Below are 11750 nucleotides of genomic sequence, written 5' to 3' on the forward strand. Positions count from 1 at the left end.
ATTAACTTTAAAATCAATAAAAAACTTCTGCCAACATGCATCTGGCACTTCCGCCACCAACTGTTTCAATATTTTTAATGCTGCACGGAAGACAAGTTATATAATTAGTCATTTTATCTAGCTGTTGCTGAGTAAATCCGTTGTGAGCAGTTTCCGATAAAACTAAGAAACTTTTACCTTGCTTATTTTTCACTTCTAAAACGTTACCACACATTTTATACATTTGATCTAGAGATATATCTATGATTATTTTATTTGCCTGCTCCAAACTTTCAACTACACTTTGTCTTTCTAAGTCTGACCTTATAGATTCCAAACAAACAACAGCAACATGTTCACCAACACTCATCATCACATTCGTATGATAAATTGGTCCTTTCTTATCAAAACTTGTAAAGGTAACCAATTTATAACCAATTTTCTCACATACTTTTTTAGCTAAACTTATATCTGCTCGAGGTGATACAGACATATAAGCCACTTTAAACTCATGATCAAATATAAAAACTCCTGTGCCCTCTAGAGCTTTTGAAAAATCTCCACGAAAATCTAAAACCTTATATTCTTTACCCGTATTAGACTCCAAGTTTTTCAATAAATTTTCAATTTGAACTTCATTACGACGATTTTGTGTATACATCGGATAAATAAAAACATAAGGATTACCATTTATAATATGTGTTGAAAACCAGTTGTTTGGAAATACAGCATCAGGAGTGTTATCGTTAGATTCTAAAGTAATAACATCAATACCTTTTGATTTGATATTACAAACCATTGTTTTAAACTCTTTCAATACAGCAGTTTGTAATTGCTCATTTGTAATATCAAGTTTACTTTGAAAAGAGTTATTAACTGATGTTTCTTGGTTGAAGCGAAAGTGCTTAGGTTCAACCATCACGATAGTATTAGCAATATTTTTTTGTTCCATTTTGACAGTATATTTAAAAAAGACTGACTATCACTATATATTTTTAAACAGTATATTTCCAACTTATTTCCAAAAAATCCTGAAATAGACCTCATATACTCAAAAAATAATATTAATATAAAAGCAACCATTACTTTAATAAAAACAAATATACTCAATTCTTAAAAATCATTAGTTTTTAGCAGGACAAAGCAGACAAATAACAAATATAGCGTTATAATTATTCATATTTTTATTTATTATATAAAACCTTAAACTTGAGGATATCATGAAACAAACTACTCTTTTAGTCATCCTAGATGGATGGGGATATAGTGACAATGATTATTTTAACGCTATAAAAAATGCTGATACTCCAACTTGGGATAGTATTTGGAATGAGTTTCCTAAAACACTTATTAATGCATCGAGCCTAGAAGTTGGACTACCTTCAGGTCAAATGGGTAATTCCGAAGTAGGCCATGTAAATATCGGTTCAGGCAGAATTATCTATCAAGAACTTACTAAGATAGGTAAAGCTATTGCTGAAAAAACATTTGAGCAAAACCCTGCACTTTGCCAATCTATGGATAATGCTATAAACAATGATTCTGCTCTTCATATCATGGGATTGCTATCAGCTGGTGGTGTACATTCTCATCAAGAGCACATATTTGCAGCAATAAAAATGGCAAAAGATAAAGGTGTTAAAAAAGTTTATATTCACGCATTTTTAGATGGCCGAGATACTCCGCCTCGCTCTGCAAAAGAATCTATTGAAGCTACAGATAAACTTTTAAAAGATTTAAATATTGGTCATATAGCTTCTGTATCTGGTAGATATTATGCAATGGATAGAGATAACCGTTGGGATAGAGTTGAAAAAGCTTACAATGCAATAGTAGAAGCAAATGCTGAATATACTTGTGACTCAGCTTTACAAGCATTAGAACAATCTTATGATAGAGACCAATCTGACGAGTTTGTACTACCAACTTGTATCTCAAACAATGGCTCTACTATAAAAGTAGAAGATAACGATAGCGTATTGTTTATGAATTTCCGTGCGGATAGAGCTCGTGAAATAAGTCATGCTTTTACAGATAAAGATTTTGATGGTTTTGAGAGAAAAAGACCTTTAAACATAAACTTCACAACTCTTACTCAATATGATTCTAAGCTTAAATGTCATGTAGCTTACCCTCCAGAGCAACCTATAAATACTCTAGGTGAAGTACTAGCTAACAACGACAAAACCCAACTAAGAATCGCTGAAACAGAAAAATACCCTCATGTAACTTTCTTTTTTAATGGTGGTAAAGAAGATGAATTTGTAGGTGAGGATAGATTACTAATTCCATCACCTAAGGTTGCAACTTATGATTTACAACCTGAAATGTCTGCACCTGAACTTACTGAAAAATTAGTAAATGCTATCAATAGTGGCAAATATGATTGTATAGTTTGTAATTATGCTAACTCAGATATGGTTGGACATACTGGTAATTATGAAGCTGCTATGCAAGCTATTGAGTATCTAGATAAATGCTTAGCTACTTTGAAAGACACTATCTTAAACAATAATGGCAATATGTTCATTACAGCTGACCATGGTAATGCTGATGTTATGGTAAACCCAGACACTCAAAAACCACATACAGCCCACACTACAAACCTTGTACCATTTGTTTATGTTGGTCAGCATACTGCTGAAACTACAGTAGAAAATGGTAAAGGAAAACTTTCAGATATTGCCCCAACAATGTTACAAGTAATGGGAATTAAACAACCTAGTCAAATGACTGGCAAATCTCTATTTAACTTCGATAAATAAAAGGTATAAAACTAATATGCTTGACGCTAAATACATCAAAGATAATCTCCAAGAAGTAGCTGACAGACTAGCTACTAGAGGCTATAAATTAGACACAGAACTTTTTGAGAAAAATGAAGCAAAAAGGAAAGAACTACAAGAAAAAACTCAAGAACTTCAATCAAAAAGAAATACCACTTCAAAAGAAATTGGTAAAAGAAAAGCAAAAGGCGAAGATGCCAGTGACATTTTTGCTAAAGTTGGTGCAATAAATGAAGAATTAAAAGTTGTAGAAAAAGACTTAAAAAAACTTCTTGAAGATATAAATCAACAGCTTCTATCTATGCCAAACATTCCAAATGAAGATACACCAATAGGTAAATCTGAAGATGATAATGTTGAGCTTAAAAGATGGGGAACTCCTCGTGAGTTTCATTCTGAAGCACAAGCGAAAGACCATGCTGACTTAGGTGAAGCACTTGATATGATTGATTTCCAAGTTGCTGCTAAAATCACAGGTAGTAGATTTGTAGTTCTTAAAAACAAGATTGCAAAGTTACACAGAGCTTTAAGCCAATTTATGCTTGATATTCATACAGACAAGCACGGTTATGAAGAGCTGTATGTACCTTTCATTGTAAATAAAGATAGCTTATACGGTACTGGTCAACTTCCTAAGTTTGGTGAAGATTTATTTAACTTAGAAGGTGACTTTAACTATAGTCTTATCCCTACTGCTGAAGTCCCTCTCACTAATATGGTTAGAGATGAAATACTTGATACAGAATCTTTACCAAGACTATATACTGCTCATACACCTTGCTTTAGAAGTGAAGCAGGATCTTATGGTCGAGATACTAAAGGGATGATTCGCCAGCATCAGTTTGAAAAAGTTGAACTCGTGCATATAACTACTGCAGAAAAAGGTGAAGAGTCACTTGAACTACTCACATCTCACGCAGAAAAAATATTACAAAAACTAAACTTACCATATCGTGTAATGCGTTTATGTACTAGTGACATGGGCTCTCATGCTAAAAAGACTTATGACTTAGAAGTTTGGCTACCTTCTCAAAACACTTACCGTGAAATATCTTCATGTAGTTGGTGCGGGGATTTCCAAGCTCGTAGAATGAAAGCTCGCCATAAAAATGTCAGCATGAAAAAACCTGAGTTAGTTCATACATTAAATGGTTCTGGACTTGCTGTTGGTCGTACACTTTTAGCTGTTATTGAAAATTATCAGCAAGAAGATGGCTCTATAATTGTGCCTGAGGCTTTAGTCAACTATATGGGTGGTATCTCGGTTATTAAATAACTTATAGCGTAAAATCATTTTTTTTGTTATGATTTAGTTGTAATCAATACTTTAAAGGAGTGATTATAATGTCAGAAAAAATGCAAAAAACCAAAGTCTCTACCGCAAAAACTATGGAAAACAAATATGGTGAAGAGAATCATAAGCACAACAAGAATACACTAAAGCATAGAGATCACGAAAAATCTCATCCACACACTCAACATGGTGGTGATCCAAATCAAAATAAACATGCTGTCCAAACACATAGTGACCCAGATAGTCACAAACATCATAAAACTAAACACCATGATCATAAAGAGCATACGAGAGAACACCATAAGAAAAGTAAATAACATAATCCAAATATAAACCACTAACCTTTTGAGGTAACAATTCAAAACACCTCAATAGTTAATATTAAGAGTTTATACGATCTAAAACGACTCTCCCTAAATCAATAAAACTACTCTAAATAGTGATTAATTTTATAATCTTTTAATGGTATTATACAAATATTAATCCTTTAAAATCTTTAAAATGTATATAGCAGGAATAGAAGCTGGCGGAACCAAGTTTTTCACAACTGTTGGCGATACGGAAGGCAATGTAATTGAAAGACATCGTACAGATACTACCACTCCAGCTGAAACAATGGCTGAAACCCTTGAAGTTTTAAAAAACTATCAATCCAAATACGATATCAAAGCTCTTGGACTTGGTTGTTTTGGGCCAATAGATATAAACCTTAATTCTCCAACTTATGGTTTTATTACCAATACACCTAAAATTGCTTGGCAAAACTTTGATATTGTTAGTTCTATTAGATCAGTATTTAATGGTCCTATAAACTTTAATACCGATGTAAATGCTGCTGCAATCTGTGAGCAACTTTGGGGATCAGCTCAAGGGCTTGAAAACCTGATGTATTTGACTATCGGTACAGGTATTGGTGGTGGTGCAATATGTAACAACCGCATAGTTCAAGGTGCCACACATACAGAGCTCGGTCACATAAACATTTCCCAGAATCCAAATGATGATTTTGTGGGCTGTTGTCCTTTTCACAACAATTGTCTTGAAGGATTAGCCTCTGGTACTGCTGTAAATACTCGTTGGGGTGTATCAAATGCGAGTAAACTTGCTGATGATCATATTGCATGGGTGTATGAAGCTGAATATCTAGCAAAAGCTATTGTAAGCTTCATATTTACACTCTCACCTGAAAAAGTAATTTTAGGTGGTGGAATAATGAATAAAAATATTCTTTTTACTAAAGTCAGAAAAAATGTGAAAAACCTTCTCAACAATTACTTTGACTACCCTTCTCTTAAAAATATGGACAACTTCATAGTCCCAGCATCTTTTGGTGATAATACAGGTGTTAAAGGCTCATTAGCATTAGCTTTAAATCTATTAAATGAAAAATAATCTCCCTTAAAAAAACCTGCCTTACATATAACACTTTATCTTTATACTCTAACTTATGTTTAGTGAGTAATTTGGGTTCTTAATTTCATTTACACTATTATCAGAATACTGTTAAACTTTAATATACCTCTAAGTAAGTTTTGGTAATGTGAATGATAAATCTACTAGAATCTCTTAAAAGAGCCTTATACAACCTTAGAAGTAAACTTTGGTATAGACCATTATCCTATAGCCTTATTGCTATATTGTGGGTTTATCTATGCTTTTTACTTCAAGAGCTCGATGTAAATATCCACTCAACTAAAATAAACATAGAAACTGTTAATTCTCTATTATCTATAATTACAGGCAGTATGCTTGCGGTAATTGTATTTACAGTAGGTTCAATTGTCACAGCTTATAATTCTGCTAGCAACTCTGGTACGCCAAGAATCCTTTCTTTACTACTAAGAGACAATACTTCTCACGATGCTACATCCTGCTTCATAGGTACTTTTATCTATGGGGTTGTAGCTACTGTAGCTATTAAATCAGGTATTTTTGATGAAACAGGAATATTTCTTATTTTTCTTATCACAATAGCTGTATTTGCCTGGGTTATTTTTACTTTTATTGTTTGGATTGATAGTATTGCAAAGCTTGGTCAGGTAAAAACACTGATGAACAAGACTGAATCTCAAGCATTAAATGCTATACAAAAATATATATCCGATCCATACCTTGGATGTAATCGATTAGAAAAAAATAAGCTTCCGAATAATACCAAAATAATTTATGCTAATGAATATGGTTATTTAAATGGCATAAATATTGAGGGCTTAAATGCGTACTGTAAAAATGCTAATATAAAGCTTTATATTACAAAACATAAAGGCGAACATTTAGCATGCTCTGAAGTTTTAGCTCATGCAAAAGCTTCAAAAACTTTATCAGATGAACAATTATCAGACATAGCATCTTACTTTACGATTTCTACTGAAAAAAGTTTTTTAGACGATCCTGTCTTTGGGGTTGAAACACTGAGTGAAATAGCTGCAAAAGCTCTTAGCCCCTCTACTAATGACCCTGGCACTGCTATACATGTGATTGATGCTATTAATCGCTGTCTTAAAAAGATATTTACTGAATCCTCGCAAGACCATCAAATTAATTATGAACAACTATATCTTAGAGAAATTTCTATAGAAAGATTCATCAAAAGTAGCTTTGAATATATAAGAGTTTATGGTGGTGGAAACATTATGGTTGCAAAACGAATCCAAAAAAGCTTGATACATATATCTAAGCATCTCAATGGGCAAAATAAAAAAGTTGTTTTAGCATATGCTAAAAGTTGTCAAAAACAAGCTGATGATCAGCTAACTTACGACTTTGAAAGAAAAGAATTTAACGATATAGTTAAAGAGTTAAGCAAGTTTGAAAGTTAAATAACTATACATTCTTATACCATATTTGCTAGAATCTTCTTACATCTTCAAAAAATAATTATTTTGTGATTAATCGTATTCGTTCAAACCATATCCTATCAAAATCATTAATGACAATGTTTGTTCAAGCTCTAGGGCAAGGCTGTGCTTTTATAACAGCTATAATGCTTGCTAGACACCTTACAATGGATCAGTATGGATTTTATATATTTGGGGTTACAGTAGCAACTATCTTAGCTGTTATTGCTACTATGGGAGCAGGTGGGATACTTGCTCGTACTTGGGGTAAATCAGATGAGTTGGGTTTCAAAAGAGATCAGGAGACTTTTTTAGCACAAAATTGGTATTTCAAACGCGGTTTGGTCTTAATCATTATCGTTTTAGCACTAATTACTATACCCAATTATTTAAGTTCATCTACAAACCTTATTCAAACATTTGCGCTACTTTTTGCAATACCTTTTTTTATAGCAAACATATTACAGTCATTTTTTGTTGCCAAGCGAGTTGTTGTTTATGCAAACCTTATCCAATTAGGCTTACGACTAATAATGTTTGCTATAGTTTCATACTTTTTCTTTATGCAGATAACTAACTCAACTATCTTGATCGCTTTTATAGCTATATGTATGTTCAGTTATATTTTCATGATATGGTTAAAACAACTCAAAAACTATAGTTTTAAAAGCTTTAAACCTGCTGGAAGCAACTTATCTTTTGCTTTAATGCAATGGGGGTTACTACTTTTATCTCAGATAGATATTATAATATTAAAAGTCTTTAGTGATACTTCAAATGTTGCATTATTTGGTGTTGCACTACAACTTTCTGCTTTAGTTAGTTTTGTTCTAAATGCAGTAAATTCAAATGTATTATCTCAAATAGCTGACGATTATAAAAATTGCTCTAAAGAGGTTTTCCAAGGAAGAATAACATCTTACACTAAAATTATCTTTATACTTTCCATATTTGCAATAAGTGGATTAATAATTTGCGGTTACCCAATAATTTTATTATACGGTGAACAATATACAGCTTCATATTATATTTTTTGTATTTTAATGGTTGGTCAAATTATAAATGTACTGTCAGGATGTGTAGCAACTATACTTAACATGGCAGGGTTTGAGAGAAAAACTTGTATAGCATTTTACTTTGCTTTAGCCATAAATATAATTTTGGGTATATTCCTAACTCTAGAATATGGAGTATACGGCTTAGCAGTTGCTTCTAGCCTTTCAATGATATATTGGAATATACATTTACTATATAAAGTGATAACCCTGATAGGTATAAACCCCACTATATTTATCAGGAAAAAAATTAATTAGAATCGTCAGCAAGAGGTGTGCTATCATCAGCAGCATTATTTAACTTCTCAGAAACCTGGTCAACAGTATTATTAACAGTTTCTTTCGCCTGATCAACTGGACTACTATTAATATTGGCTATTAGAAGCAAAGAACCTGATATAAGCAAAAATATAACAAGAGGAATATTAATTGTTAGCTTAATTTTTTTAAGTATTTTTTTCATAGATTGCATTTATTAGCTTACTTGATCTTCCATACCTTTGTTAAAATCATCAACGGCAGCATCTGTTTTAGCTTGTATATCTTTAGCCTTTTGAGAGCTGCTATCAGCCATATTTTTAGCACTGTTCGTTGCATCATCCGCTTCATTTATCATGGTGTTTTTCATACCTTCAGCTTTGTTAGAAACATCATCTGAAGTAGAACCCATACTTGTTGTTGCATCATTTGCTTCATTAGACATAGCATCTTGCATATCATCAACTTTATCAGATGTATCATCTGCTATAGATTGTGCTTTAACCTGGGCATCATCGATCATCTTATTCATATCATCTGAACTTTGACCAGTTTTCTCAGCTACAGAATCTTGCATTGCATCTAATTTTTCTGATGCATCATCAGTCATATTCTGCGCTTTATCTTGAGTATCATCAATAGCCTGATTCAGAGAAGCTTTAGCTGATTCAGACTTATTAGAAACAGTATCATTCATATTTTGAGCATTTGTTTTAACACTATCAGACATTTCGCCAGCCGATACAGATGCTTGATTTGCTTTATCTTTAGCAGAGTCTGCAATTTGTCCAACCTTTTCACCAGCATTATAAGATGCACTTTCAGTATTCGATGAACTCATTGCAGTTGCTATTAATGGCGTTGTAGATAAACCTAGTGCCATCATTGCTAAACAAATTTTTTTCATAATATATCTCCATGGTTTATTATGTAAACTTACAAATCGTATATCTATACGCTACCATAAACACTGCAGTATTTCTAGCGTTAAGCTCTACTAATAAACAATAAACTCAAGATTAAAAAAATAATTTTCTTTGGAAAAAATTAAGTGTGAGATGATTTATATAATGACATTTTGATAAATTTTAGAGCTTACTATATTGAAAAAGAAGATTTTAGAGCTTCAGCCTTATCAATTTTCTCCCAATTAAATTCAGCTAGCTCTCTACCAAAATGTCCATAATTAGAAGTCTTACGATAGATAGGTCTTAAAAGATCCAAATTTTCTATAATCTTACCAACTCGCAAATCAAAAACTTCAGATACTATTTGCTCAATTTTACTATCTGCAACTTTACCAGTACCAAATGTATTTACCATAAGAGAAACAGGACTAGCCACTCCAATTGCATAAGCTACTTGTACTTCACATTTATCTGCTAAACCTGCTGCCACGATATTTTTAGCAATGTATCTACCCATATAAGCACCTGAACGATCAACTTTTGATGGATCTTTACCAGAAAATGCACCTCCTCCATGATGAGCTGCTCCACCATAAGTATCAACTATAATTTTACGACCAGTTAATCCACAATCTCCTTGAGGTCCACCTATTAAAAACACACCTGTTGGGTTTATGTGATATTTAGTATCCTTAGTAAGTAAATCGGCTGGTATAACTTCTTTTACTACCTCTTGTATGATAGCGTCATGAAGATCTTTTTGAGAAATGGTTTCATCATGTTGAGTCGATAATACCACTGTATCAACAAATTTCGGCTTACCATTCTCATAAGCTAATGTAACTTGTGCTTTAGCATCTGGACGCAACCAAGCAAGTTTGCGCGATTTTCTAAGCTCAGCTTGTTTCCTCATAAGTAAATGAGAATAATATATAGCTGCAGGCATAAGTGTCGGAGTCTCATTAGTTGCAAACCCAAACATCAAGCCTTGATCACCAGCACCTAAATCGGCCAATGAACCACGATCAACACCCTGAGCAATATCACTAGATTGTTTACCAATAGCATTTATTACTGAACAAGTCCTACCATCTATACCTTTTTCAGCATTATCATAACCTGTCTCTGTAATAACATTACGCACTAATTCTTCTATATCAACCCATGCAGAAGTTGAAATCTCGCCTGCAACTAATGCCATGCCTGTCTTAACTAGTGTTTCACAAGCTACACGAGCATTTTTATCTTGTTCTAAGATTGCATCTAAAATTGCATCTGAAATTTGATCAGCAAGCTTATCTGGGTGCCCTTCAGAAACAGACTCTGATGTAAATAAATAATTTTTCGACATTATTATTTCTCCTTTTAATTGTGAGACTGCTAAAAGGTTTTCTGGAAAGACTCATAAGAGATTCTTAGAAACGCTTTAGCTTGTTTTTTATGGTCGCAAGCAAGTTGTTTGTTAAATTCAGCGACGAAAATAATTATATATGATGTTATTCATAAGTCAACTATTGACTTTTGCATCAATAGTCTTTAAAGTTATGCTATTAAATTTTTGAATATATTTTGCTAAGCAGATGGCTGCTCTACTTAGTTTAATGACTTTTTAATATACAAATAATAATTGGAGAATAAATAAATGGTAGTAATCCGTATGGCTCGTGGTGGAGCAAAAAAGCGTCCTTTCTATAGAATCGTAGTTGCTGACAAAAGAAGCCCTAGAGATGGTAAATTCATCGAAAGATTAGGTTTCTTTAACCCTGTAGCTAAAGGTGGCGAAGAAAGATTAAAACTTGATGTTGCTAAAGCTCAAGAATGGATCGCTAAAGGCGCTCAACCATCTGATAGAGTTGCAAGCTTAATCAAAGAAGCTCAAAAAGCTGCTGCTTAATAGCACACTTCAAATTCTAAAATTTTTATGACCGAAGATTTCGTTGAAATAGCTCGTATTGGAGCTACTTATAAACTCGATGGCGAACTCAATCTATACCCTATAGCAAACAGTATTGAAACACTTTTAAGTTATGGTGATTGGTATATCCAATTAGCAAATTCTCAAGACTGGCAAAAACTTAGCGATGAAAATGTCTTCCGTCGTGCAGACAAAATCTACATCAAATTTGCAAATATTGATAACGCAAATATCGCTAAAAAATTTGTGAATGCTATGGTAGGTGTGCCTAAGAGTGCTTTACCTGAGTTAGGTAATGATGAGACATATTATGCAGACTTGATTGATTGTTGTGTCACCAATACATCTAATGACTCTTTTGGTAAGGTTGTTGATGTAATTGATACAGGCTCAAACCAAGTTTTGATATGTCAACTTGATAAAGATGAATATCTTATACCTTATATCAAACGATATATATTATCAGAAAATATTGCTGATAAAAAAATCACTGTTGACTGGGAAAAAGATTACTAATTTTATAACAACTAGTAGTCTACTAGATCCATCAAAATCTCTTACAAATTTTATAGACAAATAAAACTTTCCCTTATCTTTTGAGCATTATTCAAAAAACCATTAAAACTGTTGATTTAATATTATTGTACAAGAAAACAATATCGTTGAACGAAGTCGAAGTCTCAGTTTTCTTTGTATTGTAACAGACATTTTGACAGAT

General features: G+C 32.8%; 12 protein-coding genes. 8 read left to right on the forward strand and 4 right to left on the reverse strand.

Translation table 11 applies throughout. From position 1 onward, the window contains the following. Window positions 1-13 precede the first annotated feature (13 nt). A complete protein-coding gene (gene ctlX / locus CDH04_RS07590; protein WP_112870450.1) occupies window positions 14-931 on the reverse strand; it encodes a citrulline utilization hydrolase CtlX in 918 nt (305 codons plus the stop codon). A gap of 268 nt (window positions 932-1199) precedes the next feature. On the opposite strand from ctlX, the gene gpmI reads away from it, so the two are divergent. The 6 genes from gpmI (at window position 1200) to CDH04_RS07620 (ending at window position 8209) form a co-directional block, all read left to right on the forward strand. Then, window positions 1200-2744, forward strand: coding sequence for a 2,3-bisphosphoglycerate-independent phosphoglycerate mutase (gpmI, locus tag CDH04_RS07595; protein WP_112870451.1), 1545 nt, complete (start codon window positions 1200-1202; stop codon window positions 2742-2744). Between the two features lie 16 nt (window positions 2745-2760). Beyond that, window positions 2761-4041, forward strand: a complete 1281-nt coding sequence (serS, locus tag CDH04_RS07600) for a serine--tRNA ligase (RefSeq protein WP_112870452.1) — start codon at window positions 2761-2763, stop codon at window positions 4039-4041. A 68-nt stretch (window positions 4042-4109) separates the two neighbouring features. Next, window positions 4110-4376 (forward strand): hypothetical protein, encoded by a 267-nt coding sequence (locus tag CDH04_RS07605; RefSeq protein WP_112870453.1) that lies wholly within the window; start codon window positions 4110-4112, stop codon window positions 4374-4376. Between the two features lie 184 nt (window positions 4377-4560). Beyond that, a complete protein-coding gene (locus CDH04_RS07610; RefSeq protein ID WP_112870454.1) occupies window positions 4561-5451 on the forward strand; it encodes an ROK family protein in 891 nt (296 codons plus the stop codon). A 152-nt stretch (window positions 5452-5603) separates the two neighbouring features. Then, window positions 5604-6878 (forward strand): DUF2254 domain-containing protein, encoded by a 1275-nt coding sequence (locus CDH04_RS07615; protein WP_112870455.1) that lies wholly within the window; start codon window positions 5604-5606, stop codon window positions 6876-6878. Between the two features lie 65 nt (window positions 6879-6943). Beyond that, window positions 6944-8209 carry a lipopolysaccharide biosynthesis protein gene (locus tag CDH04_RS07620; protein ID WP_112870456.1) on the forward strand — a complete coding sequence of 422 codons (1266 nt, stop codon included), beginning with the start codon at window positions 6944-6946 and terminating at the stop codon, window positions 8207-8209. On the opposite strand, the gene CDH04_RS07625 is transcribed toward CDH04_RS07620, so the two are convergent. From CDH04_RS07625 to metK, 3 genes are all read right to left on the reverse strand, one after another. Continuing rightward, window positions 8202-8414: a hypothetical protein gene (locus tag CDH04_RS07625; RefSeq protein WP_112870927.1), complete on the reverse strand. Its 213-nt coding sequence runs from the start codon at window positions 8412-8414 to the stop codon at window positions 8202-8204. The genes CDH04_RS07620 and CDH04_RS07625 overlap by 8 nt on opposite strands. A 12-nt stretch (window positions 8415-8426) precedes the next feature. Beyond that, window positions 8427-9116 carry a hypothetical protein gene (locus CDH04_RS07630; RefSeq protein ID WP_112870457.1) on the reverse strand — a complete coding sequence of 230 codons (690 nt, stop codon included), beginning with the start codon at window positions 9114-9116 and terminating at the stop codon, window positions 8427-8429. Window positions 9117-9307: 191 nt separating this feature from the next. Then, a complete protein-coding gene (gene metK / locus CDH04_RS07635; protein WP_112870458.1) occupies window positions 9308-10468 on the reverse strand; it encodes a methionine adenosyltransferase in 1161 nt (386 codons plus the stop codon). A 291-nt stretch (window positions 10469-10759) separates the two neighbouring features. Here metK and rpsP point away from each other — a divergent pair, with 291 nt between their 5' ends. Next, window positions 10760-11011, forward strand: coding sequence for a 30S ribosomal protein S16 (gene rpsP, locus CDH04_RS07640; protein WP_112870459.1), 252 nt, complete (start codon window positions 10760-10762; stop codon window positions 11009-11011). Between the two features lie 27 nt (window positions 11012-11038). Continuing rightward, complete coding sequence (gene rimM / locus CDH04_RS07645; protein ID WP_112870460.1) at window positions 11039-11548, forward strand: ribosome maturation factor RimM; 510 nt, start codon at window positions 11039-11041, stop codon at window positions 11546-11548. Window positions 11549-11750: the final 202 nt, after the last annotated feature.

Origin of the sequence: Francisella adeliensis (assembly GCF_003290445.1) — a bacterium.
GTDB classification, from domain to species: domain Bacteria; phylum Pseudomonadota; class Gammaproteobacteria; order Francisellales; family Francisellaceae; genus Francisella; species Francisella adeliensis.

Coding starts and splice junctions, on each gene's coding strand:
- CDH04_RS07610 (WP_112870454.1), top strand. CDS start 4,561: ATGTATATAGCAGGAATAGAAGCTGGCGGAACCAAGTTTTTCACAACT.
- CDH04_RS07605 (WP_112870453.1), top strand. CDS start 4,110: ATGTCAGAAAAAATGCAAAAAACCAAAGTCTCTACCGCAAAAACTATG.
- rimM (WP_112870460.1), top strand. CDS start 11,039: ATGACCGAAGATTTCGTTGAAATAGCTCGTATTGGAGCTACTTATAAA.
- ctlX (WP_112870450.1), bottom strand. CDS start 931: ATGGAACAAAAAAATATTGCTAATACTATCGTGATGGTTGAACCTAAG.
- metK (WP_112870458.1), bottom strand. CDS start 10,468: ATGTCGAAAAATTATTTATTTACATCAGAGTCTGTTTCTGAAGGGCAC.
- CDH04_RS07625 (WP_112870927.1), bottom strand. CDS start 8,414: ATGAAAAAAATACTTAAAAAAATTAAGCTAACAATTAATATTCCTCTT.
- rpsP (WP_112870459.1), top strand. CDS start 10,760: ATGGTAGTAATCCGTATGGCTCGTGGTGGAGCAAAAAAGCGTCCTTTC.
- serS (WP_112870452.1), top strand. CDS start 2,761: ATGCTTGACGCTAAATACATCAAAGATAATCTCCAAGAAGTAGCTGAC.
- CDH04_RS07615 (WP_112870455.1), top strand. CDS start 5,604: ATGATAAATCTACTAGAATCTCTTAAAAGAGCCTTATACAACCTTAGA.
- gpmI (WP_112870451.1), top strand. CDS start 1,200: ATGAAACAAACTACTCTTTTAGTCATCCTAGATGGATGGGGATATAGT.
- CDH04_RS07630 (WP_112870457.1), bottom strand. CDS start 9,116: ATGAAAAAAATTTGTTTAGCAATGATGGCACTAGGTTTATCTACAACG.